Raw genomic sequence first — 25,413 nt, 5'->3', positions numbered from 1 at the left:
CGGTCGGACGGTGCTTACCCTCAGCTTATCAGAAGGGAGATGACCATGAACAAGCCATCACGGCTCAGCCAATCCGCGCTGTGCGATCCGGTCTCGCTCGAAATCATCCGCGGGGCCATTGCCGCCGCGCAATCCGAGATGGAAGCGCTGATCGAACGCACGGCCATCTCGGCCTTCATCCGCGAAAAGAAGGATTTCTACACGGCGCTGTTTGACGGCAATGGCACGATGGCCGTTGGGTCTATGGTGCCGATCTTTGGCGACATGACCCGGCCTGTGCTGGAGAAATTCCCGATTGAGACGATGCAGGATGGCGACGTCTATTGGTACAATGACTGCTACGGCTCGTACGGCGCGATTTCCCATTCCAACGATCAGGTCCTGTTGGCTCCGGTCTTCCGCGAGGGTCGTGTCTGCGCCTTTGTCATGAGCTGGGCGCATTTCGCCGATATCGGCGGCTTGCGCCCCGGATCGATCAGCCCGGACGCCACCGATATCTTTCAGGAAGGCGTGATGATCCCGGTGACGAAGATGATCGAGGCCGGCCAGGTCAACCAGGCCGTGCTCGACATCTTCCACCGCAATTCCCGCTATCCGGAGCAGAGCGAAGGCGACATGCGCGCATTGATGGCCAGTGTCGAACTAGGCGTGCGTCGGGTCGGCGAAATCCTCGACCGGTTCGGGCCGGACGTGACCGAGGACGCCTTGGCGCAATTGCTGGAACGCACTCGGAATTTGGTGCGGGACAAGATGGCCGAGACCTTCGATTACGGCACCTATTCCTTCACCGATGCGATTGACACTGATGGGCACGGCAACGGCCCATTCCACATGCGCTTCTCGCTGACCCGTGCCAAAGGAGCTGACGGGGCGGATCACTTTACCTTCGATGCCCGCGACACCGATGATCAGGCCCCCGGCCCGATCAATTACCTGATGAACAAAGGCGTGCCCGGCATGGCACTGGGCCTGTTCTATCTGGGGGGCGATCCCAGTCAGGTCTGCAATGCCGGCGGACCCAATGCGCTGGACGAAGTGCTGTTTCGCAAGGGCAGTTTTCTGCAACCGGAATACCCCGCGCCGCTGGGTCTGCGCGGTCTGACCGCGATGCGCATGATCTCGGCCATGTGTGGCCTGCTGAACGCGGGCGGTGGCGAAGCCCCTGCCGCGAACTCGGCCTATGTGGTCAACATCATGCGCGGGAAATACCGGACCGAGGCCGGAACGTTGGAGCCCTACCTGCTGGCCGACGGGATCGGTGTCGGCTACGGCGCGCGCTCTACGGCAGACGGGATTGATGCAGTCTATTTCGTGGCGCAGGAGAACTATCCGGTCGAGTTTCTGGAGGCGGGCTATCCCGTGACCATGCGCAGCTATGGCATCGTCGCGGATTCCGGTGGCGCGGGCCGGTACCGGGGCGGCTGCGGCATCGTGCGTGAGTACGAAATTCTGGCCGAAGAAACCATGGTCGCCATCCGTATCGACAGCGTCCAGAACCCGCCTTGGGGCATTCACGGCGGCAAATCCGGTCGCCATGGCATCGCCATAGTGAACCCGGGCACACCGCACGAGGTGCGGCTTGATCCGCTGTCGGACGGCAACATGCTCAAACGCGGCGACATCCTGCGGATCGAAACCGGCGGCGGTGGGGGCTATGGTCACCCGTTCGACCGGCCCGCAGAAACCGTGCTGCAGGATGTGCTGAGCGGGTTTGTCACCGCGCAGGCCGCCCGTGCGGAATATGGCGTGGTGGTCGCGGGCGACGCGCTGGACGTGCAGGCCACGCAGACCCTGCGCGCCAACCGTCCGGAAACCCGCCGCTTTTACCGACAGGAGTATGTCGATGCCCTCGTCTGATATGTCCTTTGACCCGTCTTTTGCCGTAGCCGTCGATATAGGCGGGACCTTCACGGATATCTCTCTGCTCGACCGCAGTTCGGGCGCGGTGTGGCGGGCCAAGACCGCCTCGGTGCCCAGCGATCCGTCGCAGGCCTTCATGACCGGCGTGAATATGGTGTTGGAGGATGCGGGCATTCGCGCAGCCGACCTATCGCGCGTTCTGCACGGCACGACGGTTGCAACCAACATGATCCTCGAAGGCAAGGGGGCACGCACAGCCCTAGTGACAACCCGCGGGTTCCGCCACGTGCTTGAGATCGGACGGCAAGACATTCCGCGCCACGCCAATCTGTTCACCTGGGTCAAACCGGCGCGGCCCGTTCCGGCAGACCGCATTCACGAGGTCGATGAGCGGATCGGCACGGGCGGTCATGTGGTCGAAAAACTGGACGAAAGCAGCGTGACCGCACTGGTGGACCGCCTGCGCAAGCAACAGGTCGAGGCTGTCGCCATCTGCCTGCTGCACGCCTATGCCAATCCCGCCCATGAAAAACGCGTGGCCGAGCTGTTGCGCGCGGCGCTGCCGGATGTTGCCATCACCTGTTCCACAGATGTCTTGCCCGTGGTGCGGGAATTCGAACGCTCTCTGGCGACCGTGCTGAATGCAAATGTGATGCCGGGGGTGTCGACCTATATCTCGCGTCTTGAAAACCGGCTGAGTGAGGCCGAGGCCAGCTCTCCTCTTTTGCTGATGCAATCCAATGGCGGCGTGGCAGGGACCGGAGCGATCCGCACCGCGCCGGCTCTGACCGCATTGTCCGGCCCTGCCGCTGGCGTGGTGGGCGCAGTAGATGCGGCGGCGGCCTGCGGGATCAAGGATATCATCACCGTGGATATCGGCGGCACATCCGCTGACATCTGCCTGATCCGGGACGGAGAGATCAACCTGACGCAGCAAGGCAAGGTGGGCGAATGGCCTCTGTCGCTGCCGATGGTGGACATGGTGACGATCGGCGCGGGCGGCGGGTCGATTGCGGCCGTCGCGAACAACACGCTGTCGGTCGGGCCCAATTCGGCAGGGGCAAGACCCGGACCTGCGGCTTATGGGCATGGAGGGACCGAGGCGACCGTGACCGACGCCCATGTCGCCTTGGGCAACCTGCCGCAAGCCCTGTTGGGCGGGGCCATGTCTTTGGATCTCGATGCAGCCCAAGCCGCAGTGACCAACAATGTCGCGCGTCCGCTGGGCCTGACACCCGAGGCAGCGGCGCAGGGCATTCTGGCCATCATGAACAACAACATGGTCGGGGCGGTGCGCACCGTCTCGGTCGAACGGGGGCACGACCCGCGCGATTTCACTCTGGTCCCTTTTGGGGGCGCGGGGCCCTTGCATGGGTGCGCACTGGCCGAACTGCTTGGCATCCGTCAGGTGATGATCCCGGCAGCGCCCGGTCTGCTCTGTGCCGCCGGGTTGCTGGCCGCCGATATGAAAGCCGAATTCACCCGCGCCCTGCCCACGCCCGGTGCGATCAACCAGACCCAGGGTGAAAGCATTGTGGCAGAGCTGACCAAAGACGCCATTGCCTGGATGGATTACGAAGGCATCGCCTTGGGTCAGCGCGCCCTGAACGCCCGCGCGCTGTTGCGGTTTCACGGGCAAGGCGGCGAAATCGCGGTCGACTGGGCTGACAGCCCCGAAGAGACCGAAGCCCGCTTCCGCGCCGCGCACACATCGCTCTACGGATTTGTTCTGGACGCCCCGATTGAGCTGGTCACATTGCGGATCGAAGCTGTTGGCCGAACCGACCCGGTCAACAGCCCTTCACTGGCCAAAGCCGATCTGCCGGACGCACTGCAGACGCAGAAAGTGCACTGGCCCGGCGGTATCGTTGAAACGCCGGTCTATGACCGCGCCGCGCTTGGGGCGGAAACCATGATCCACGGCCCCGCCATCCTGACGCAACTGGATACGACCGCCCTCATCGCACCCGGCTGGACAGCTTCAGTCCACACCTCGGGCGCGGTGCTGCTGACCAAGGACCCCGCCTGATGCAAGCTCTGTTCGATCACATCGACACCCATGCTGGTAGTTTCGTCGCGCGGGTCATGGACTATGTGCGCCACCCCTCAATCTCGGCCCATGACATTGGCATACGCGAGGTTGCCGATATGCTGGTCGGACACCTGACTGAACTGGGCTTTGACGCCGGACTGGTCGAAACGCCGGGCCACCCCTTTGTTCTGGGTCATGCCACGGTCGATCCCGATAAGCCCACCGTGCTGCTGTATGGCCATTATGACGTACAGCCGCCCGATCCGCTCGACCAATGGATCAGCCCACCCTTCGAGCCCACGCTCAGGGATGGCCGTATCTGGGCCCGCGGGATCGGAGACAACAAAGGCCAGCATTTCGCACAACTGCTGGCGATTGAAACCCACCTTGCCGTTAACGGCACGCTGCCCTGCAACATCATCTTTCTGCTGGAAGGCGAGGAAGAGATCGGTTCACCCCAGATCGCCGATTTTGTGCGTGAAAATGCGGACCGCCTGCAAGCCGATCTGGTGGTCACATCGGACGGTCCGCTGCATGAAAGCGGCGCGCCGGTGATTACGTTTGGCGTGCGCGGTGTCGCCTCGTTCGATCTGGTTGCCAAAGGGGCCGCGCGCGATGTGCATTCGGGCAATTACGGCGGCGTGGTGCCCAACCCGATCTGGACGCTGGTGCAGCTGCTGGCCACGATGAAAGACGCCGAGGGCAATATCACCGTCGAAGGCCTGACCGAGCCGGTGATCCCGCCCACCAACCTGGAACGCGATGCGGTGGCGCGTTTGCCGGATGATGAACAGGCGGTGATGGAGGACCTGAAGCTCGACCAGATGGACGGCCCCAGCGACCGGCCCTATTGGGATCGGCTGATGTTCCACCCGACGCTGACGATCAACGGGTTGCATGGCGGCTATGGTGGGCCGGGCAGTAAAACCGTGCTGCCGAACGAAGCCATTGCGAAATGCGACGTGCGGCTGGTTGAGCCGCTGACCCCCGACTACGTGTTCGAACGCATCGAAGCCCACGTCGCGCAACACGCTCCGGGTGTCGAGGTCGTTCGGCACAACGGCATGTTGCCTTCAAAAACACCTCTGGACAGCCCTTACGCAAAACCCCTGCGGGACGCGATCATCGCCGCGCGTGGGATGGAGCCGCTGATTTATCCGACCGTTGGTGGGTCGCTTCCCGACTATGTCTTTACCAAGATCCTGAAAAAAGACGCATTTGTCATTCCATACGCAAATGCAGATGAAGCCAACCACGCGCCAAACGAGAATCTGGAGGTGGTAAGGTTTCTGGATGGCATAAAGACCGGCGCGGCCGTTTTGAACGAACTTGGGACGCTGTATCGCGATGGCTTAAAGTGATTACGGACGTTTGCGTAAGGTCAGGTCATGGGTGTCACGCGACAGCAGGAGTTCTCAGTCGCAACGCACAATGGTTCTGCCACGATTTTTCTTGCTGCCCGTCAGATCAAACGTCGTTTTGACAGCACATGCTTTGTCCCGCGAAGTGAAATATTTGCCAATCACCCTGCAATCGTGCATGTGACTGTCGGAAACTTTAACCCGACTGCAAAACAATTGACTGAGGCATCGCTCAGTAGGTTCAACTGGCCAATCGGAATTGGGTGATAGGGCAACCTGATACCGCACTGTAGACCGTCACAAGAGACGTTCGCTGTCGTCGAGGAGTTAGCAACCTGAAGAACTCTCGGTACATGAACGAAACCGTCTTGTGAAACTCTTCAGTGGCAAGCTGATTGACCGGCGTACATCCCAAGGCCAGCGCCGGCTGCTGTTGAAAGAGTCTTGCCCGTTCCGCCACCGAACCGGTTCCCGACAACTCCTCCAAGGGCTGCACCGCCGAGAATACCCGCAGCACACTGAGCGTCTTGCCGGACCTGAGCCTGTGTTGGCGTTGTTGGTGCTCCGCATGCGGTCAAGAGCATAGAACTGCCTGCAATGCTGATTAACACTAACTTTTTCATCATTGACGCCTCTCAATCTGGCAAATGTGTTACGTGTTTAGGTGGTCTGGGGAAGGGTGTCGTACAAGAGTTCAACCCTCGTATTAAGAAATGTTAATCTTTTCTTAACAAAGGTAACTCAGGTCTAAGTCTCACATTTATTGTTTCGGGGAATTCAGCCAGTTTCTCGGAACTTTTTCAGAAGCACAGAGGAAGGCGACTTGGTTGGGTTCAGTGCCTGTCGGCCCGAGGCCCGCCTTCGTTTATCTCCGGGGCGTTCAAGTGCTGCGTGGACATCCCGCCATTCTCTGAGCTAGTAAAATCTGGAAAAGGCCTAACGCGAATTACGCGCCCGAAACGCCCTCTTTGAGGACACAGCGACAAGACCGAGAGCTACTCAGTGGTTTCAACTCCGGGCGTGCTTCTGCGCATCTCGGCTCAGCCAGAGGGCAGCGGGTGACAAAGGGGCATCCTCCGGGCGGGTGCATCGGGCTGGGCAGATCGCCCTTCAGGACAATGCGTTTGCGTTTGTCGCGCAGAGAGGGGTCCGGTAGCGGGATCGCTGAGATCAGGGCTTCGGTGTAGGGGTGTTTGGGGTCTGAAAAGATCTCTTCTGCGGGGCCTTCCTCGACAATGACCCCGAGATACATGATCGCCACGCGATCAGCTATGTGTCGCACGACAGACAGGTCATGCGCGATGAACAGATAGCTTAGCCCAAGGTCGCGCTGCAATTGCATCAGAAGATTCAGGATCTGGCTTTGGATCGAAACATCCAGCGCGGATACCGGTTCATCGCAGATGACAAGTTTGGGATTCAGGGCCAGTGCGCGCGCAATGACCACGCGTTGCCTTTGCCCACCCGACAAGGCACCGGGCCGTCGGTTTCTTTGATCCGGGTTCAGGCCCACCAGAGCCATCAATTCATCAACCCTTGCGTCGATCTTTGTTCGGGCGAACCCATGAATACTCAGAGGTTCCGCAATGGATTGCGCAATTGTCCGGCGCGGGTTCAGGGCTGATACCGGGTCCTGAAACACCACCTGCATATCGCGCCATACCTGCTGGCGCTGATCCGGGGTCAGATCAGACAGGTTTTTATCGTCAAAGATGATCTTCCCGTGTGTGACCGGCGCCAGCCCCAACACTGCATTGCCGGTTGTCGACTTTCCGCACCCGCTTTCGCCGACAACGGCAAGGGTTTCCCGTTCCTCTATGCGAAGTGACACTCCGTCAACCGCTTTGACCACAGCCTTTTGACCCCGCAATCTTCCTGTGCGGACGGGAAAATGAACCTGAAGATCCTGTACAGACAGCAAGCTCATGACCGGTCTCCGACAGGGTGGTAGCAGGCGAACCGATGTGTCTCACCCTGCAAGGCCGGGCGCGTCGCGCATGCCGCTGAGGGGCGGTCGCACCGGGTTTGAAAGCGGCAGCCCTCGGGCCAATCCTTGGGGCTGGGCACGTTGCCGGGAATGGCAAACAGCTCTTCCTTTGGGTCATCATCGAGACGCGGAAGTGTTCTGAGCAACATGCGGGTGTAGGGGTGTCTGGAGTTTGCGAAAATTTCATCGACCGGGCCCTGTTCGACCACGCAGCCGCCATACATGACACAGACCCGATCAGCGAGTTCCGCGACAACGCCCATGTCGTGGGTGATCAGCAGAATGGCGGTCTGGGAATCTTTCGTCAGGTCGCGCATGAGTTCTAGGATTTGCGCCTGAATGGTCACGTCCAACGCCGTTGTTGGCTCGTCCGCGATCAAAAGCTGCGGCTGCGAGATCAGGGCCGCCGCAATCATGACACGCTGACACATGCCGCCTGACAACTCGGTCGGCAGCTGGCGATAGCGGCGTTCCGGCTCGGGGATGCCGACCTTTCGCAACATGTCGATGGCGCTCTGTGCAGCTTCGGTCGGCGAGACACGGCCATGCACGATCAGGCTTTCGGCGACCTGATCGCCTACCGGCACCAGAGGGTTGAGTGAGGACACAGGCTCCTGAAAAATCATCGACAATGAGTTGCCGCGCAGATCGTTCATCGCATCGGATGACGCCTGTGTCAGGTCGACCCCGTTCAGGCTGATTGCACCGCGTTCCAGGGTCAGTCCCTCGCCCAACAGACCCATCACGGACAACGCAGTCAGAGATTTCCCTGACCCGCTTTCACCGACAAGGGCTACAACTTCTCCGGCTTTGACATCCAGTGTCACACCATCGACCAGTGAGAGGTCTTTCACACGTATAGCCAGATCCTGAATGGTCAGAAGAGTCACTTCGGGACCTCGCTTCGGACCGCCGTCCATGGGTTGTTGGGATGCACGGCCCCTACATTGGGTTCACCGTCCCGTCCGGCCTGCACCATCGACGGGATGGCGAATTGCACCGGGTACAAACTGTCCTCGGCGATCTGAACCGCGTGGTGCGCGGCCACCGCCGATGCAATGTCGGGCCGGGCGGCGCGGTTGATGACAATCAGCGGGCTGCTGGCATCAATGCGGGGGGCGTGGAACGCCGCCTCGGGTGTCTCTGACCGGTCGATGATACGCGACAATAGCTGCACCAGCGCGGGAAAAATCTGCCGACCGCCAGCCGCGCCAATGGCGATATCCGGACGCCCGTCCTTGGTGGTTATGACCGGCGCCATATTCGCCAACGGCGCGGCACCCGGCGCAATCGAATTGGGCTGGCCGGGGCGCGGGTCGAACCACATCATGCCATTGTTCATCACCATCCCCAACGATGGCGCAACAACCTTGGAGCCGAAGCGGGACAGCAGTGTATTGGTCAGCGAAACCATATTCCCCGCCCTATCGATGACCGACAAATGGCTGGTGCAATCCTGCGTTCCGGCAGCATGCCCCATCTGTTTCAGGCGCGTCTCATAGGCGGATCGAATGGCGTTTGCATGCTGTGCTGCAAACTCAGGCTCATCCATATCCCCGAGGTTATGGGCCTGTAACTCTGCAAGAGACGCAAGCAGGCTGGGTCCACCCGACAAACCCGGGACGGTGTGAACAAGCCGGTCCCGGTAGTCTTGCATGGCAGGAGCGCCCCAATTGGGTTTGTAGGACGCAAGGTCTTTCTCGGACAACACGGACCCAATATCCCGCATGTCCTGAACCAGCATGCGCGCGACTTCACCGGTGTAGAAATCCTGCGGCCCGGCATCCGCCAACCGTTTCAGCATCGCGGCTTTGGCTGGCATGGGGATGAACCGGGCCGTGGGATCGCTTGGGTCAGATACTCGCCCGGCCGGGTTCAGAAACAGATCGGCTGAGGCCGCGAATTTTGACAGACCCGCAGTATCGATCGCAAAGACCAGATCCGCAAACCAGTCCACGCGCATGCCGCGCTCGGCCAGGGCGATGGACGGTGCCAGAACCTCGGCCCAGCCCAAAGTTCCGTATTTCCGCAGTGCTTCGGCCAAACCGGCCACGGCCCCCGGGGTACAGATGGAATGCGGGCCGAACAGGTTGCGGTCGTCTTTCACCGAAGGCCAGTTGAACCAATCGCCGCCTTCACCCCCGGACAGGGGATAATCGTCCGGCGACGCGGCCATTGGCGCGCGCATGTTGAAATCGAGCGTGTCGACGCTGCCATGCGGATCGGCGTGCAGCAGGAACCCACCCCCGCCCAGGCCCGACAGCCAGGGTTCGACAATAGACAGCGCAACGGCGGTTGCGACGGCGGCGTCCATCGCGTTGCCCCCGGCTGAGAGTATGTCCGCGCCGACCTGCGCCGCCTCGTAGTGCTGTGCCGCCACCATGCCGCCATGGCTTTGAACCTGAGGTTTTGTAATCGACCAAAGCTGGTGCGATATGGGCGTTTCGGGACGCGTATCCATCACATCACCTTGCTGTTAAACGGTTCGAGGTGGTCTGGCGCGACATGCAGGCCGCCTTTTGTGGTCTTGTGGTGTTCAGCGATATTGCCGCAGGTTGTCACCCAGACATCGGGACGCGCCGCCAGAGTCGATAGAAGGGTTTCCAGCTTTGCAACTCGGTTCGCGCGCCCGGAAATCCAGTCATGGACCGTAAGCATGAAAAACCCATGATCGTTAATCTGCGCCTCGGCGTCCTCTTGCCATTGTTGCGCCACTTCGTGATCCGGTCGCGGTGACTTGTCGCCTGCGCCAAGGAATTTGAAAAAGATGGCATCGTCATTGTCCCACCGCACCGGCAGTTCGGGAACGCCAACGATTGTGTATGGCACGTCCTCTCCCATCAAGCTGCTGTCCCATAGTTGAAGACGGGACAGTTCCGCCAACATATGCGGGGTCATTTCCCAAGCAGGAGACCTGAAACCGCGCGGGCGTTGGCCGGTCTGGGTTTCGAACAGGTTGAGCGATGCCTCTAACGCGTCAGTGAATTGCTGATCGGATATGTCCCCGACCAATTCGTGGATGTACCCGTGCAAGGCAATTTCCTGTCCCCGTTCCAGAAGGCCAGGCAAAAGATCAGGATGTTCCTCGGCCACGATGCCGGGCACAAAGAAAGTGCCCTGTACGCCAACGCGGTTCAGCATCTCGACAAGGCGTGCCAACCCACGGCGCATCCCGTATCTGCGGTGTTCCAACGCGGCCAGCGTTCGGGGCATTTCGGCCCGATGCTGCCACAGATACGGCGAGGTCGCATCGACATCGACCGTAAAGCAGGCGGCAGCCCGGTACGGCTCGGGCCAGGGGTAAGGATCAGGGGTCCAGATCATAGCGCGCTCTTCTTGTCCTGATAAACATCCATCACCCCGGCCGAGTTGCCGCCATCTACGGCCAGAGAGGTGCCGGTCACATTTTTTGCCGCCCGCGACGCCAGATAAAGGGCGGCTTGTCCGACATCTTCCGGCCCGGTTTCTGTGCCCAGCGGGATGGCTGCCATAACTCGGTCGATGTGTTCCTGCGACAGCGACGACACCGCACTACCGGCAGCGAAACCGGGCTCCAGACAATTCACACGGATACCATATTCGGCCAGTTCAAGCGCAAATCCCTTGGTCATCCGGTCCAGCGCGGTTTTTGACATGCAATAGGTGACCGCCGTGCGCCGCATCTTGCGGGCGGCCCCGGATGAGATGTTGATGAAATTGCCCTGAACTTTTTGCTCGATCATCTGCAAGGCAAATCCCCGCATTAGCGCAAAGGGCGCACGCACGTTGATGTCCATGATACGATCCCAATCCGCGACCTCCATGTCCAGCAGGAATGAGGACGGATAAATGGCGGCGTTGTTCACCACAACATCCGGCGCGCCCCATTCATCCTGCACGCTTTGCAGCAGCGTGTTCAGACCTTCGTCACTGGTCAGATCGGCGGCGACGCAAAACCCCTCAAGGCCGTTTGTTGTTTGGTCTGTGGCGCAAATTTGCGAGCCGGCTTGCGCGAACGCGTCCACAAGCGCGCGCCCCATGATACCCGCTGCACCGGTCACCACGACGCGTTTGTCTTTGAATTCTGGTCCGAAATCGATCATTTGCCTTCTCCAATTCGGTCGCCGAACCTGGCCCCAATCAGATTGGCGCTGAGGACCAGCAGAAACAGCGCCAGGCCGGGAAACATCGCGATCCACCATGCGGTTGCGATGTAGTTCCGCCCGGTCGACAGCATCGAGCCCCAGCTGGCGGTCGGGGGCTGCACGCCCAGACCCAGAAAGGACAACCCGGCCTCAAACAGAACCATCAGGCCGAATTCCAGCGTCGCGACGACCAGCAGCGGGCCGATGATGTTGGGCAGGATATGGATGGCCAAAACGCGCAGCGGACTGGCCCCCATGGAGCGAGACAGCTTTACGAAAGGTCTTTCTGCGATGGCCAGCGTCTGGCCATAAGCGACCCGCGCATAGCGGGGCCACCGGGTCAGCGCGAGCACCAGAATGACATTCAGAAATCCCGGCCCCAGCACCGCAACTGTGATGATGGCCAGCAAAATGGCGGGGATCGAAAGGAAGATGTCGACAAGGCGCATCAGAATGGTCTCGGTCCAGCCCCGCAGGTAACCCGCGATCATGCCAACCAGCACTCCGACGATGCCCGACAACAGAACAGACAGGGCGGCAACTGTCAGCGAAACCCGCGCGCCGTAAATCAGACGTGAAAGGACATCGCGCCCCAGCTCATCCGACCCCAACAGAAAGACCGTGCCGCGGGTTTCGAAGCCGGGTGGTTTCAACCGGCCCAGAAGGTTCTGCCGATCCGGGTCAAGCGGTGCCAGCCAGGGGGCAAACACAGCGCAGAACACGAGCGCAAGAAACAGGGCCACCGGCCACCATGCCAGCGCGGCTTTGATGTCAAAGGATGCGCGCGTCACGATGTCCCCGCCAGCCGCACCCTTGGGTCGACAACCGAATACAGGATATCCGCCGCAAGGTTGGCAAAGATGGTTACGAAAGCACCTAGAAGGACGATAGCCTGGACAACCAGAAAATCGCGTGAGGCAATGCTCTGCACGGTCAACAACCCCAGACCGGGCCATGCAAAGACGGTTTCGACAATGACAGCACCGGCCAGCAACTGCGAAAGTTCCAGCGCGGTGATCGAGATGATCGGTATCATCGAGTTGCGCAGCAGATGTCGCCGCACAAGACGACCCGTTCGAACCCCGCGTGCGCGCGCGGATCGCACATAATCCTTTCCAAGCTCATCCAGAACCGCAGCCCGGGTAATCCGCGCATAGGTGGCAAGGGACAACAGCCCAAGGGCAATGGACGGCATGATTAGGTGGGAAAAGGACCCGGTCCCCGAGGATGGCAGCCATTTGAGCCAGACACCAAAAACGAGGATCATCATGATCCCGGACCAGAAGGTCGGCATCGACTGACAGGCCAGCACGAACCACATAATGGCCTTTGAGGCCCGCTTGCCCTTGGTCAGCGCCATGATCAAGCCCAGCGGCAATCCGATGCACAGGGCCACGGTGATCGCCCCTGCCGCAAGTTGCAACGTTTTGGGAATGCGGCTGGACAGGATATCCCAGACATCCGCGTTCTGAACAAAGCTGCGTCCCAGATCGAATCGGGCAAGATCGCTCAGGAATGACAGGTATTGAATGACAAGTGGTCGATCGAGGCCAAGCGTTACCCGCATGGCCTCGATGTCTGCCTCCGTGGCGGTTTCGGGGAGAAGCAGCGCTGTCGGGTCTCCGGAGAGGCGCTGGATGAAGAACACCAGCGTGACCACTCCGAAGGCCGCAATCAGGGCCTGACCGCCTCGGTTAAGCAGAAAGCGCAGCATGCTTATTCGTTGATGCTCATTCGGTTGAGGAACATGCTTTCATTCGCGGTCGGCGTGAAGGACAGGTCCGATGATGCGCCATACAGAACTGCGGCCTGATACATCGGCAGCAGATAGTAATTGTCACGCACCATCTGATGCACCTTGTCATAGGCATCCTGACGCACTTGCGGATCAAGCGAACCACGCGCGGTTTCCAGCAGGGCATCCAGTTCCGGCACGTTCACACGCGACCATCTGCTGTCCGAATGCAAGGTCGGATAGGCGATCCCGTCCGCGTCCTGACAGGCACATGACCAGCGACCAAAGCTGAGCTCCGAGTTCTCGGCTGGCTCCGAGCGCACGATATCCAGATAGGTTGGCATATCGGTCATGCTGATCGAGACGTTGAAGCCCACATCGTTCAGCATCTGTTGCACCGCCTGAACGATGCGCTGGTCGAACACCGGGGCCGTGGCCAGCGTCGCCGGGGTGGCGGCAAGATCGGCCTTGGCGGAAATCAGTTCCTTGGCTTGTTCGGGGTCATATTCGAACAGGGCCAAATCCGGTGAGTACCCAAAGTGCGCCGGGCTCGACATCTGGGCCATCGGAACTTCGCCTGCCTGCAACAAGCCTTCGGTGATCCCAAGACGGTCAATCGCCATACTGGCCGCCTTGCGCATTTCCAGATCGTTGAACGGGGGTTTGTCCAGGTTCAGACCCATATACCCGACACGTTCGGTTGGTGCAGACAGCAGATCAACGTCTGGGTTTGCCTCGATCTGAATACCCGCATCCGCATCGATGCTGACAACCAGATCAGCCGTTCCGGCCAACAGGTCGGCCACACGGGTCGCGGCGTCGGGCACGGCCCGGAACACGGCATTCTCGAAAGGTCCTGCTTCGCCCCAATAATTGTCGTTGCGGTTCAGAGTGACCGACACGCCCCGGTCCCAGGTGTCAAACACATAGGGACCCGAGCCCACCGGCGCTTCGTTGAAGGCGTCGCGCCCGACCTCTTCCACGATCTTTTGCGGTACGATCGACAGCTTGACCAATTGCGCCAGCAGGGCCGGGTAAGGCTGCGCGGTGGTCAGCACCACTTTGGACCCGTCCACGACCTTTGCATCAGTGATCTGGTTGAACTGACCCAGCTGCGGCGATCCGAATTCGGGATCGGTGATGCGCTTGACCGAAAACACCACGTCTTCGGGCGTCAGGGCCGAGCCATCGTGGAAGGTGACGCCTTCGCGAATGGTCAACTCCAGCTCGGTGTCCGAAAGCTGCTGCCAACCGGTGGCGATCTGTGGCACAATCTGACCGTCATTGTCCCGCGTGACGAGATTGTCGAAGATGTTGCGATATACATAATAGCTGTCCGGGTTCCACTGTAGATGCGGGTCCAGCGACGACGGCTCGCCCGCCAGATCGATGGTGATATCCCGCGCGAAGGCAGGTGAAGTCAGGGCGGCCATCGCGACAGCACCCAGAAGATGCTTGAGTGAAGGTTTCATAGATCTCTCCTGTTTTGGGCAGTTGGTCTTGTTTTTGATTGCAGTCCCGGACGCATCAACGGCGTCTGGTCTTTCAGCAGTTGACGGGTGAAATAGGCCTCTTGCGCGGCCATCAGGTCTTCGCGGGCACGCTGCACCGCCGCCCCGTCGCCCGCACACAGTGCCCGGATCAGCGCGGGTCCGTCTGTGCGGCGCAGGGGATTTTCCGGGGTGGCTGCGTCGAAGTAATGGGTGATGCGCGCCGTGTGGTGCCATAGCTTGCGCAGGTGGCGCGCGGTGAAAGGATTACTTTGCTCCAGCATGATGCCGTCAATTCGATTGAGGTAATAGTTGGCGGTTCTGACCACGCCCGGCTCGGTCCGGCCTTCGATGGCCGACAGCATATGCCCGATCTGTTCCAGTTCTTCGCAGGCCGCTTTGTCCAGCTTGATATCGGACAGTGAGGGTTCAACAATGCGTCTTGCAGCGATGATCTGCCCGATCAGCGCGCCGGTGATGGGCAGAACCTGCCACCCGGTGCGCGGCTGCGGCGCGGCCCAGCCATCATACCCCAACCGCGCAAGCCCGGACCGTGCGGCGGCCTTGGTCAGACCGAAGCGTTTCATCACATCGGCTTCAGTCACCGTCTCGCTCGGCAGCAGCTCACACCAGATGACCGCATCCAGCAACCGATCCTCGGCAAAGCGAACCTTGCCATCGGGGTTAGGTGTTCCGTCTTCCGAGACGGCAGGGCGGAGCAAGGGCGACGTTGGATCGTACATGGAATTTCAAAATGATGTTATTGACATGTCAAACCTACCTATATGACATTTTTAATCAAACAATTTCTTGAACCGGGGCGACGTGATGTCGAAAAAACGCATATCCATCGCGGGAATCAGCACGCTTTTAGGGCAGAATTTCGCAATCAAAGTCTTGCAAAATCCTGAATTCATTGTCGAAAGCCTGCACGATGATAAATTGCGCGGTGCGAATTGTCGTTTGTCCGACATTTGCGACTGGAACGTGGCGGAGTCTGCTCTGACCCGACTTGATGACCTGCCGTTGCTGCCTGCTGACGCGCCCGCTCAGGCGCCAACGCTGGTTTCGTTCCTGCCAGATTCGGTGGGAGAGCAGATCGAAGCCCGCCATCTTGCAGGCGGCACGCGCGTGATCACCCATTGCGAATACGCACGGCTGTCCGCGCCCTTGCTTATGCCCGGCGTTTCGCAGATCGACAGCGCACCCGCCCTGGCGGCAACACCCAATTGCACAACGGCAATCTGCGCACCGCCATTGGCCTGTCTGAACCAAGCGTTCAAGGTAGAACGCGCAACACTCACGACCTTGCAAGCCATCAGCGGGACCGACATACCCGGTATGCCAGCCTCCGCCATCCACGATCAGGTGGTCGGACATCTGTCTGGCGAGGCAGATGCTTTGTCGAACGAGCTGTCGATCCTGTTTGACGGCAGTTTCCCCGTTGACACCTTCACCACCCGGGTTCCGGTGTGGCGCGGACACACAATCACCATGGCCGTAGACCTGTCCGAAAACCCCGACATCGCGACGATCGAAACGGTCTTGGACGCTGACCCGGACATCATACTTCAAAAAGCTCCAAGGCACCGGAGACAATTCCTGTCCGATGCCCCGCTGACGACGATCGTCAACCTGCGCCGCACGGAGCGCGGTGCTTTGATTGTCTTGGAAGGCGACAATCTTGAAGCCGCCACAGTCGGGGTCATGCTAAAGATACTAGAGCAGCTTTCTTCGTGAAACCGCCTGCGATGTTTGAAATGCGAAATCCGTGGTCCAATCCCGGCTTTTTCTGACCATTGAGCTGTCCCGCTCGTCGCCCGCGTAGCAACCATTCGCCGGTCTTGTTCGACCCCAGCAAGGGCGGATGACCAGACTGCGGACAATCCCCAAATTCGCTGCTGAGCCGGCAGTGACGACTTATTGAGATTCATCTGCCTGGCGCCCAAACCGTTGCTCTTGGATGGCGAACGATTGCCATTTGACATTGCCGTAGGGGGTTGGTCAGTTTGAAAGGTGAACCAAAAAAATGAGGCTCGTCTTTCATGAATTTTCCGGCGTTTTTGATTTTTGTTTTGTTGCTCTTTCCAGCAACTGCCCGTGCCCAGGACAGCTCTTTTTGGACTCCACCCACTAATCTCACTGGATGCGGCGGCAGTTTTTCAGGCGTCAATTCTTTTACCTTGTCGCAGCAAATTGTGCGTCGCCCATTTCCGAATGACGACGGAGTCAATTTCACGCACTACTACGGGATAGGCTTATCGCGAACAATGGCAGGTAAGGACGTTCAAGGTTTCAAGAACTACATTTTGGAAGTCGCTCGGGCAAAGACGTACACTAGAGGGACATACAAGTCAGGGAATTCTCCTTTTTATATTCAATCCACAATTTTAAAACTCACGGCTTTGTATATTACTTTCATGGATTCCAAAGGCCTACTTACTGCTGAGGAGCGGGCGACATTAATCGCTTGGGGCGCTCCAATGGTGAAAAATCAAAAACAGCTTAAGGGAAATAGTGCCGCTGACAGCCGGGCTGCGTCCGGTGTTGCGCTCATCAGTTGGGGTTCAGTCACGAACGATAAACGATTGATAAAAGCCGGTCAGAGAAACTGGCAGCAGGCACTTCCATATTTGATTGGCAGCACTGGCAATCTTACGCGACACAAAGACCACAAAGATGTACCGCTGAGCGAACTAAGTATGGAAGACGAGTATAATGAGACCTTGGCGCCCGTTATCGAGGGTGCTGCGATGTTGGAGAACCTTGGCATTGATGCTTTCAACACTTCTTACAAAGGGCGAAACGTTCATGACGCGGTCAATTGGTGGGCTGATGTCGTCGCAAGCAGACCACCCGGTTTCGACGGCTACCGGAGGAAAAACCACACTTGGTCGCTCGGTTGGATACCCATTTACGTCTGCAAGAACCCGAATAGCCCTTCAGCTCCACTATTGCGGCGAATGGCCAAAGACGTATCAAAGGGAAGGAAGCCAATGTTTGAAGCAATAAGCCTAGGAACTGCAACTGATTGTATCTGGGGTTACAGATAGACCATTTTGCGTGAATTCCCCTCTTTAGCCACCTGAACGCGTATGGAGCAATGCAGCTGCAGAGAAAGCAGTTCAATGCCGAAACTGTCCGTTTCTCAAGATCTGAAAAGTCTAGTTTTGAAGGTCAAATTCAGGCTGCGTCTTGTCTAAATGCGGATCGGAGAATGCGGTCAATACATTGCGCGGTTGTGGGTCCAGCAAGAACCCCAGTTCGGATTGGCCTTCCAGTACAGAGTTTTCACAGTTGCTGACGATCCGAATGCGCGATATGGAAACCGCACTCGGAAACACAACTGTGAGAAGAGTTTGCGACTGTACCGAGTGGAACATTCCAAATTGGTATGCCGAAGCCAGTCGGGGATTTCACATGATCAGAAAAAAATCAAAGCGCTTGCCCATCTGCGTCGAAGAACTGGAGTTTTTCCGGCGCGAAATGTAGGCCTATTCTGGTCCCTGCTTTGATATCTGTGTCCCCGCCAAGCCGAATAGTGACCTTTTCCTCGGTCCCACAATCGACAATGACGAACATGTCAGCCCCGAGGTATTCGACCACCTCGACCATCCCGTCGCTGTGACCGGTACCGGGTTCCACCGCGGTGATGTGCTCGGGACGGATGCCCAGCTTCGTGGCCGCACCGCCCCGGTCGAACGGACCACGACCTCCATTTTCCAGTTGGAACTCGGATTCAGACACTGTGCACGGAATGACGTTCATTTTTGGGCTGCCGATGAACTGCGCAACGAACAGGTTTGCTGGGCGTTCATACAGTTCGCGTGGGGTCCCGACCTGAGCGATCTTGCCGAATTCCAGCACAACGATCCGATCGGCCAAAGTCATCGCCTCGACCTGATCATGGGTTACGTAGATCATGGTACGGTTCAAGCTTTGATGCAGTTTGGCGATCTCATAACGCATTTCGACTCGTAAAGCGGCATCGAGATTAGACAATGGCTCGTCGAACAGAAATGCAGTGGGGTCCCGCACAATCGAGCGTCCGATGGCAACGCGCTGGCGCTGACCTCCTGACAAATCCTTGGGGCGTCGCTCCAGGTAGGGCTCGAGCTTGAGGACTTCGGCCGCTTTGCCCACGCGCTCGGCAATATCCGCTTTGGACTCGCCCGCGACCTTTAACGAGAAACCCATATTCTCGGCCACCGTCAGATGGGGATAAAGCGCATAGGACTGGAACACCATGGTCAGCCCCCTTTTTGACGGAGGATGATCCGTGACGTCATCTCCGTTGATCAGCAACGACCCGCGCGAGATATCCTCAAGACCGCCAATCATCCGCAACAAGGTGGATTTGCCGCAGCCCGAGGGGCCGACGAAAACCACAAACTCACCTTCTTCGATCAGCAGGTCGATGCCCTTGATGACCTGCACCTCGCCGAACCACTTCTCGACAGCGCTGAGTTCGATACTGCCCATTAGTTCCTCCCTGCCCAATGCAACCAGACGGCGGCGGTCCATGTGAACGAGTCGCCGCCCGCTGGACCTCCTGTCAAAGGATCGAAATACTCGGCAAAACCATGCTCTGCGATCAGGCGGGCGGTTTTCAGACGCAGGGTCTCGGCCTCGACTCCATGACCCATCTCGGCCAATCCAAAACCCGTCAGCATGTTCATGAACGCCCATGTCGGGCCACGCCAATACCGACGCGCGTCAAATTTGGGCAAGCCCGGATCATAGCTCGGGATCGGGTGCGGAACCGTGGTCAGAACCGTTTTGACCCGCTCTAGCATAGGGGCCGAGTCGATCCCGGCGTACCAGCACAGATAGCTGGCGTTCGAGACACTCTGTGCCCATTGTCCGGTATGCGCATCGCGTGCATCAAACGCACCAAGCGTGTCGTTCCAAAGAGACCACGCTCCTGCCTCCAATCTGGCTATATCCGCGTCGAGACCTTCGGCCTCCATCCCCAGCTCTGTACTGACGAGCAGCAGATCCCGGGCTGCGCGTAACGTAGTGAAGCTCATGGTGGGGTCGGCGACACGGAACGGGTTCAGCTCCAGCAGCTTGGCTTGGTCCCAACCGGCTTCGCGACCAATCTGAACCAGCTTGATGTAGCGGTCATAGTCGTATTTCGTCGGCCGATCGGCACTGTTTACGTGACTCGTATCGCGGCGCTGATATTCGCCTACGTCCGATGCATCAATCGCGGCCATGGTGTTGTCCCAATCGGGGGCATTATCGCGTCCAGCTTCCCACGGGTGCGTGGTGCACACGGCGCCATGATCGTCCAGCCGCCAGGTCATGACCCAGCGGTGCCAGGCCAGCAATTTGGGGAACAGGGCGCGCATCCGTTCGGCCCCTGCGGTTCGGTCCATCTCTAGCACGCGCCGCGCCATGGTTGCCGCCAGCGGAGGCTGGATGATCCCCGAAGAAGGAATAGGCCCAGTGCCCCCCCACACATCTGGGCCGGGAAAATACCCGGGATCAGGTTTGTGAAACAGGATATGCGGGACCATACCATCTGCCCACTGGCCCGAGAACAGCGTCTCAAGCTCGACCCATGCGCGATTGATGTCGAACTCGGCAAATCCCAGTGCAGCGACGGCGCTGTCCCAGTTCCACTGATATGGGTAAAGGCCACTGGTGGGGATGGTATAACCACCGCGATCATTGGCAATCAGAATGTTGCGGGCCGATTCAGTCGGGCTCGTATAGTAGTTCATCTCAGTCATCCTTTGACGGACCCCGCAGTCAGGCCCTTGGTCATGAAACGTTCAAGTCCCAGAAACAGCGCCATGATGGGAACGGTGGCGATCACCGCACCGGCCATCAGGTGCTGTCGGGGAATTTCCGAGGAGTTCAGCATTGTGACGCCTCGGGTCAGGGTAAATTTCGACGGATCGTCCAGCAGCATGAAGGCCAGCAGGAACTCGTTCCAGGCGATCATGAAGACATAGAGCGACACCGACGCCAGCGCAGGCAGGCTGAGCGGCAGGGTGATCTTCCAGATCACCGCCAGCCGCGACAGGCCATCCATCAGACCGGCCTCTTCCACTTCGGTCGGCAGACCTCGGAAATAGCCTTGAAGCATATACAGCGCGACCGGGATCGTTGTGACCGGATAGATCATAACGATGCCAAGGATCGAGTTGCGCAACCCGGTCAGCGAGAAGGCAATATAGATCGGCAGCGCCAGCACGATCATCGGCACCATGTAGATCAGCAGGATCGAGCGTGAGAACGCCTTTTGCCCTTTAAAGCGGAACCGTGCGACGGCATAGGCGCCGGGGACGCTGAACAGCAGGGTGATGAACACCGTCAGGACCGAGACATACAGCGAGGTCCACAGATAGGTGCCGAAATTGAAATCGCGGAACAGTTCGGTGTAGCTGCGGAACAATGCCGTGCCTTGGGACAGGTCGACCGAGAAATCCAGCGGGTTCTGCAACAAGGCCTGTTGCGATTTCAGGCTGGTCATCACCATCACATAGAACGGGATGACTACGATCGCGGTGAAGAAGATATAGCCGAAGCCGGTGCAGAACCGGATCACGGCCTCTTCATATTCATGGCGGGTCAGCTCTGCGAACGGTGTTTCCTTCAGAATTGCCGCCAAGGACAGGTGCATGACAACCGCCATCGCAACCACAGTGACCAATACCGCCTGCAGCGACGTGTCCGAGTCGATCAGAACCGGCCCGAACCTGGTCAGGCAGGACAGGCCCAACAGCGCTGAAATCCCCAAACGGGCCGGAGCGCGCTGCGCCGGGAAGCGGACATAGACCAGACCGGCCACAGCCCCCCAGATCAGGCAGAGCAGGACCTGCGGACGGAACGCCGCCCCGGTCGAGAATGACATGGTAATGGCGACCGATGTGGCGATCACCACAAGCCAGAGCGCGCCCAGAACCGGGGCCGTGATATACCCTTTGCGCATCACAAACCCTCCTCGCGGCTGATAAAGCGGAAGAAGACGAAGCTGAAGGCGATCAGGCACATCAGGATCACGACGGCAACAGCCGCGCCCGCGCCGATGTTGGAAATCGCAAAGGCCTGTTCATAGACATTCACGGTCAGCGTGCGGGTGCCCGCGTTGCCGCCGGTCAGCAGGAAGATGTCGTCGAACTTGTTGAACGTCCAGATGAAGCGCAGCAGGAACAGTACCGACAGGATGCCCAGAAGCTGCGGGATGCTCAGCAGCCAGAATTTCTGGAACGGCGAGGCCCCGTCCATATCCGCTGCCTCATACATGCTGCTATCGATGGATTGCATCCGCGCCAGAATGAACAGGAAGGACAGCGGGAAATAGCGCCAGATCTCAAACACCGTCACCATGATCAGTGCTAGGGGGCGTTCGCCAAAAAAGTTGATCGGTTCGCTGCTCAGGCCCATCTGTACCAACAAGGCATTGGCCGAGCCCGAGAACGGATCGAACAGCGTGACCCACGTGAAAGCCACAGCAATGACCGGGGCCACATATGGAAACAGGTACAGGCCCCGTATGATCCCTTGCCCTTTGAAGCTTTTATTCAGCAACAAAGCCGCAAAAAGCCCCATCACCAGCGCCCCGATGGTGCCAAAGACGGTGTAGAACAGCGTCACCCAAAGCACGCCCCAGAACTCATCCCCGTCAAAAACGCGGGCATAGTTTTCAAGGCTGAACTCGAAGTTCGTCAGAATGTTCGGCCCGCTTCCGGTGACACCGGGCTCTGAGGCTTCGATCAGATCCTCGAATGCGTCAGGGTCCCCGTCCACGGTGACCGGGATGCGGATGCGCTCGCGCTGGCCGCCTTCCAGTGTGCCGAAATCGCAAAACAGGTTTGGCCCGTCCAGAACGCAGGGCGCGGCGACCTCTCCGGCGGTGACGCCATCTGGCAGAACGTCGGTCAGGGTCACGCCTTCGACGGCGATCTCCTGACTGGAGTTGCGCAGGCGGTATTCGATGCGCAGGTCGTCACCCGATCCGCGCAGGCTTTCGCGCACCACAGGCGCGGGCGGGCGCAGGTCAGACAGGGTGAACGGCTTGAAGCTGATCCAGAAGATCGCCAGCAAAGGCAGGATCACCACAAGCGAGACGCTGATCACGGTCGGAGACAGCAGTGCCCAGGCCAGACGCGCCTCGCGTTTGGCAAGCGCCCCGGTTCCGGTCGGTGGGGTGGCCGAAGTCATGGGATACCTCGAAGGGTTGAGTGCAGCGGCGCAACCGCCGCTGCAAAAGTCACAAGGTTATTGCACCTTGGCGAGTTCTTCGTTCATGGCGGCAACGGCGGCAGCGGCGTCGATCTCATCGTCGATATACTGACGCACGACGCGGTTGATGGCCTGACTGTTGATCATCTTGGATGCCAGGGCCAGTTGACCCTCGGCAACGCCCCAGCGCTGCGCCACATCCAGACCGCCAACGATTTCGTCGATCATCGCCTGATCATACAACTCACCCAGCGGGGCCTTGCGGTCCACACCAACGGGCAGTTCTGCCCATGCGTCCGAGAAAGCGGTTGGGTTGTCGGCATTGCCGCGACGCACCGGGAACTTGCCCTCGGGCGCGATGGCCAATGTTTGGGTATAGCCGTCATCCATGGCGAATTTGACGAACTCCATGGCGGCGTCGGTATCGGCGTCATTGGTGATGCCGAAATACCGAACATCACCCCAGGCCGCGCCATCGGGGTTGGACGGGCCCGAAAAGTTGGTGACAATGCCAGTCTTGGAGGCCAGATCGCGCGAGGTCGGATCATCGTTGATTGTCGGCGGGGCGCTGTCGCGCAGGCCGGCCAATTCGTCCAGAATGAAGGGCGACCAGATGATCATCGCCGCTTTGCCGTCGAAATACAGCTCGCGCGATTGCTTCCAGAACAGCTCGCCCGGAGGGGAGGCGTTTGAGATCGCCTTGTAGAAATCCAGAACCTCGGTGGTTTTGGCCTCATCCAGCGGCTGGAAGCCGTCCGCGCCAACCGGCGAGACGCCATTGGCAAGAAAGACATGCTCCAGCACCTGGCTCATGAAGTTCTCGTCCACCTTGGTGGCTGCGACAAAGCCGTACATCTCAGGCGGGTTGTGCAGTTTTTCCAGCGCAGCCTCGACCGCCGCAAAAGAACTGGGCGCGTCCAGCCCTGCGTCGTCGAACAGGTCTTTCCGATAGACAACCATCTGCGTCCAACCATCAACGGGGACAGAGGCGGTTTCACCATTAAAGGCCGCCATGCCCAACGCTCCGGGCGCGAATGTGTCAGCACCCAGCTCTTCGATCACCTCGGTGGCGGCTTCGGTGTCCAGAATACCAGCCTCGGCCCAGGGCAAGGCGTACTGCAGCGGGTGATAGACCACATCTGGCAGGTCTCCGGCGGCAAAAGCTGCGGTGGCGCGGGTGCCCAGATCGGTTTCGGTAACAGGGATCACCTCGACCGTGGTGCCGGTTTCAGCTTTGAACTGGTCCGCCATTTCCTGCTGTTTGGCCAGTCGCTCGGGCTGTTCTTCGGTTGTCCAGAACCGGATCGTGTCCGCCTGCGCTGACACGGTAGTCAGTACAAGAGCAAGCGATGTTCCCAGCAGCAGTCTGGACGCTGTGGATGTCAATTTCATTGTTGGTCTCCCCGTTTTTGGTTTGTCAGATATTGTCGTTTCTGCGCCAGTTCTTCCGGTGTCAGTCTTGGCGGACCGTCCGATCCCCCCTCGACAAGGGTGGCGTCGGTCAGTTCGTGTAAAGTCGAAGGGTCGGCGCCCCGGATTTGCTGGATCAACAATGTTGCCAACCGTTGTCCAGCGTTGTGGGAGTCCACCGAAAAGGTGGTGAGCGCCGGACGAGCATATTGGCATTCCGGCACGCCATCATAGCCAATCACCGAGATGTCGCGCCCGATCTCGAACCCCTGATCCTGCGCATCCGCGCAGAAACCCAGCGCGGCCAGATCGGTTGCAAAGACAATAGCGGTCGGAGGCTGATCCAGCGCCACCAAAGCCCGTCCCTGCGCTGCGCCATCTTTACGCGTACGCGCACCCTCGCGGATCAGTTCCGGGATCAGCGGCAGACCGGCGGCTTGCAGGCCTTCGACATAGCCCTCACGGCGCAGATGGGCGTAGTTAAACTTGGGGTCGCTGCCGACAAAACCGATACGAGTATGTCCGAAATCGCTCAGCCGCAAAACGGCGTTGCGCATCGCGCTTTCCCCCGCAATGTCGAACCACGAGGTGTCATCCCACCTGTTCGGTTGGCCGTAGCCTGTGCGCCCATACAGGATATGGGGCACCTCAAGCCTGCGCAGCAGTCCGACACGGGCGTCCTTCACAGCAGTGCGCGGCAAAATGAAACCGTCGGCCTTGCGCTCTTCAAACAGGCGGTTGAGCACCTTCAGAGTGTCCTGCTCGGATGCGGCGGTTGAAATCGTCATTGTCCAGTCAAGTTTACTTGCGGCGTCACAAGCACCAGCCAGAAAATCCTGCAAGAAAGGGTTGTGTTGGTCCGGTTCGTCAGCATTCAGCACCATGGCAATCGCGCGCACCTGACCGGTGCGGATAGCCTGCGCGTGACTTAGCGGGCGGTATCCCATCGTGCGGGCAGCCTTTTCGACCCTTTTTCGCGTGATCTGCGAAATGTCTGGATAGCCGTTCAGGGCGCGCGACACCGTGCTTTTCGATAAACCCAGATGTGCAGCAAGTTCGTCAATTTTGACCCGGCCCGGACCCGAAGCGCGATCTGCAGGTTTGCGCGAGTGATATGAAAGATTCGTAGTCACCCTTTGCATTTTTTGTTCCGAAACCGGTTTCGGCAACACAAAAGTCAAAAATTTGTGCAAAATGCCAAAAGAACAATCTTCGGCT

The 25,413-nt window shown here is 59.1% G+C and carries 21 protein-coding genes; 5 read left to right on the top strand and 16 right to left on the bottom strand.

The annotated features are described in order from the left end of the window. Nucleotides 1–45 precede the first annotated feature (45 nt). The 3 genes from ACRZ9X_RS20680 to ACRZ9X_RS20670 are packed head-to-tail and all read left to right on the top strand — an operon-like array spanning nucleotide 46 to nucleotide 5,253. Entirely contained in the window at nucleotides 46–1,857 is a 1,812-nt protein-coding gene (locus ACRZ9X_RS20680; protein ID WP_480521967.1) for a hydantoinase B/oxoprolinase family protein, read from the top strand. Continuing rightward, nucleotides 1,844–3,889, top strand: a complete 2,046-nt coding sequence (locus tag ACRZ9X_RS20675) for a hydantoinase/oxoprolinase family protein (protein WP_480521966.1) — start codon at nucleotides 1,844–1,846, stop codon at nucleotides 3,887–3,889. Before ACRZ9X_RS20680 ends, ACRZ9X_RS20675 begins: the two co-directional genes overlap by 14 nt. Next, complete coding sequence (locus ACRZ9X_RS20670; protein WP_480521965.1) at nucleotides 3,889–5,253, top strand: M20/M25/M40 family metallo-hydrolase; 1,365 nt, start codon at nucleotides 3,889–3,891, stop codon at nucleotides 5,251–5,253. Before ACRZ9X_RS20675 ends, ACRZ9X_RS20670 begins: the two co-directional genes overlap by 1 nt. Before the next feature lie 380 nt (nucleotides 5,254–5,633). Here the strand turns inward: ACRZ9X_RS20670 and ACRZ9X_RS20665 are convergent, their stop codons facing one another. The 10 genes from ACRZ9X_RS20665 to ACRZ9X_RS20620 form a co-directional block, all read right to left on the bottom strand. After that, nucleotides 5,634–5,837 carry a glycine zipper 2TM domain-containing protein gene (locus ACRZ9X_RS20665; protein WP_480521997.1) on the bottom strand — a complete coding sequence of 68 codons (204 nt, stop codon included), beginning with the start codon at nucleotides 5,835–5,837 and terminating at the stop codon, nucleotides 5,634–5,636. Between the two features lie 362 nt (nucleotides 5,838–6,199). Continuing rightward, the gene (locus tag ACRZ9X_RS20660; protein WP_480521964.1) at nucleotides 6,200–7,180 is read right to left on the bottom strand and encodes an ABC transporter ATP-binding protein; all 981 of its coding nucleotides are present in this window, start codon (nucleotides 7,178–7,180) and stop codon (nucleotides 6,200–6,202) included. Then, nucleotides 7,177–8,130 carry an ABC transporter ATP-binding protein gene (locus tag ACRZ9X_RS20655; RefSeq protein ID WP_480521963.1) on the bottom strand — a complete coding sequence of 318 codons (954 nt, stop codon included), beginning with the start codon at nucleotides 8,128–8,130 and terminating at the stop codon, nucleotides 7,177–7,179. The genes ACRZ9X_RS20660 and ACRZ9X_RS20655 overlap by 4 nt, the downstream gene beginning before the upstream one ends. After that, nucleotides 8,127–9,701, bottom strand: coding sequence for a gamma-glutamyltransferase (locus tag ACRZ9X_RS20650; RefSeq protein WP_480521962.1), 1,575 nt, complete (start codon nucleotides 9,699–9,701; stop codon nucleotides 8,127–8,129). The genes ACRZ9X_RS20655 and ACRZ9X_RS20650 overlap by 4 nt, the downstream gene beginning before the upstream one ends. Beyond that, nucleotides 9,701–10,564: a polysaccharide deacetylase family protein gene (locus tag ACRZ9X_RS20645; protein WP_480521961.1), complete on the bottom strand. Its 864-nt coding sequence runs from the start codon at nucleotides 10,562–10,564 to the stop codon at nucleotides 9,701–9,703. The genes ACRZ9X_RS20650 and ACRZ9X_RS20645 overlap by 1 nt, the downstream gene beginning before the upstream one ends. Then, nucleotides 10,561–11,322 carry an SDR family NAD(P)-dependent oxidoreductase gene (locus ACRZ9X_RS20640; protein WP_480521960.1) on the bottom strand — a complete coding sequence of 254 codons (762 nt, stop codon included), beginning with the start codon at nucleotides 11,320–11,322 and terminating at the stop codon, nucleotides 10,561–10,563. Before ACRZ9X_RS20640 ends, ACRZ9X_RS20645 begins: the two co-directional genes overlap by 4 nt. Then, a complete protein-coding gene (locus tag ACRZ9X_RS20635; RefSeq protein ID WP_480521959.1) occupies nucleotides 11,319–12,155 on the bottom strand; it encodes an ABC transporter permease in 837 nt (278 codons plus the stop codon). Before ACRZ9X_RS20635 ends, ACRZ9X_RS20640 begins: the two co-directional genes overlap by 4 nt. Continuing rightward, nucleotides 12,152–13,078 (bottom strand): ABC transporter permease, encoded by a 927-nt coding sequence (locus ACRZ9X_RS20630; RefSeq protein ID WP_480521958.1) that lies wholly within the window; start codon nucleotides 13,076–13,078, stop codon nucleotides 12,152–12,154. Before ACRZ9X_RS20630 ends, ACRZ9X_RS20635 begins: the two co-directional genes overlap by 4 nt. Nucleotides 13,079–13,080: 2 nt before the next feature. Then, a complete protein-coding gene (locus ACRZ9X_RS20625) occupies nucleotides 13,081–14,571 on the bottom strand; it encodes an ABC transporter substrate-binding protein (RefSeq protein ID WP_480521957.1) in 1,491 nt (496 codons plus the stop codon). Then, the gene (locus tag ACRZ9X_RS20620; RefSeq protein WP_480521956.1) at nucleotides 14,568–15,332 is read right to left on the bottom strand and encodes a GntR family transcriptional regulator; all 765 of its coding nucleotides are present in this window, start codon (nucleotides 15,330–15,332) and stop codon (nucleotides 14,568–14,570) included. Before ACRZ9X_RS20620 ends, ACRZ9X_RS20625 begins: the two co-directional genes overlap by 4 nt. Nucleotides 15,333–15,417: 85 nt before the next feature. Here ACRZ9X_RS20620 and ACRZ9X_RS20615 point away from each other — a divergent pair, with 85 nt between their 5' ends. Both ACRZ9X_RS20615 and ACRZ9X_RS20610 read left to right on the top strand, forming a co-directional pair. Further along, nucleotides 15,418–16,329, top strand: a complete 912-nt coding sequence (locus tag ACRZ9X_RS20615; protein WP_480521955.1) for an Asd/ArgC dimerization domain-containing protein — start codon at nucleotides 15,418–15,420, stop codon at nucleotides 16,327–16,329. Between the two features lie 305 nt (nucleotides 16,330–16,634). After that, nucleotides 16,635–17,642, top strand: a complete 1,008-nt coding sequence (locus ACRZ9X_RS20610) for a hypothetical protein (RefSeq protein WP_480521954.1) — start codon at nucleotides 16,635–16,637, stop codon at nucleotides 17,640–17,642. Nucleotides 17,643–18,024: 382 nt separating this feature from the next. Here ACRZ9X_RS20610 and ACRZ9X_RS20605 read toward each other — a convergent pair whose 3' ends face one another. The 6 genes from ACRZ9X_RS20605 to ACRZ9X_RS20580 are packed head-to-tail and all read right to left on the bottom strand — an operon-like array spanning nucleotide 18,025 to nucleotide 25,328. Continuing rightward, nucleotides 18,025–19,071, bottom strand: a complete 1,047-nt coding sequence (locus tag ACRZ9X_RS20605) for an ABC transporter ATP-binding protein (protein WP_480521953.1) — start codon at nucleotides 19,069–19,071, stop codon at nucleotides 18,025–18,027. After that, a complete protein-coding gene (locus ACRZ9X_RS20600; protein WP_480521952.1) occupies nucleotides 19,071–20,318 on the bottom strand; it encodes an MGH1-like glycoside hydrolase domain-containing protein in 1,248 nt (415 codons plus the stop codon). Before ACRZ9X_RS20600 ends, ACRZ9X_RS20605 begins: the two co-directional genes overlap by 1 nt. Before the next feature lie 5 nt (nucleotides 20,319–20,323). Beyond that, complete coding sequence (locus ACRZ9X_RS20595; protein WP_480521951.1) at nucleotides 20,324–21,532, bottom strand: carbohydrate ABC transporter permease; 1,209 nt, start codon at nucleotides 21,530–21,532, stop codon at nucleotides 20,324–20,326. Further along, nucleotides 21,532–22,764 (bottom strand): carbohydrate ABC transporter permease, encoded by a 1,233-nt coding sequence (locus ACRZ9X_RS20590; RefSeq protein WP_480521950.1) that lies wholly within the window; start codon nucleotides 22,762–22,764, stop codon nucleotides 21,532–21,534. The genes ACRZ9X_RS20595 and ACRZ9X_RS20590 overlap by 1 nt, the downstream gene beginning before the upstream one ends. A 57-nt stretch (nucleotides 22,765–22,821) precedes the next feature. After that, nucleotides 22,822–24,177 carry an ABC transporter substrate-binding protein gene (locus ACRZ9X_RS20585; RefSeq protein ID WP_480521949.1) on the bottom strand — a complete coding sequence of 452 codons (1,356 nt, stop codon included), beginning with the start codon at nucleotides 24,175–24,177 and terminating at the stop codon, nucleotides 22,822–22,824. Next, complete coding sequence (locus tag ACRZ9X_RS20580) at nucleotides 24,174–25,328, bottom strand: LacI family DNA-binding transcriptional regulator (protein ID WP_480521948.1); 1,155 nt, start codon at nucleotides 25,326–25,328, stop codon at nucleotides 24,174–24,176. Before ACRZ9X_RS20580 ends, ACRZ9X_RS20585 begins: the two co-directional genes overlap by 4 nt. Nucleotides 25,329–25,413 lie beyond the last annotated feature (85 nt).

The organism is Ruegeria sp. AL1 (genome assembly GCF_056540905.1).
This window is presented reverse-complemented; position numbering and strand designations above follow the sequence as displayed.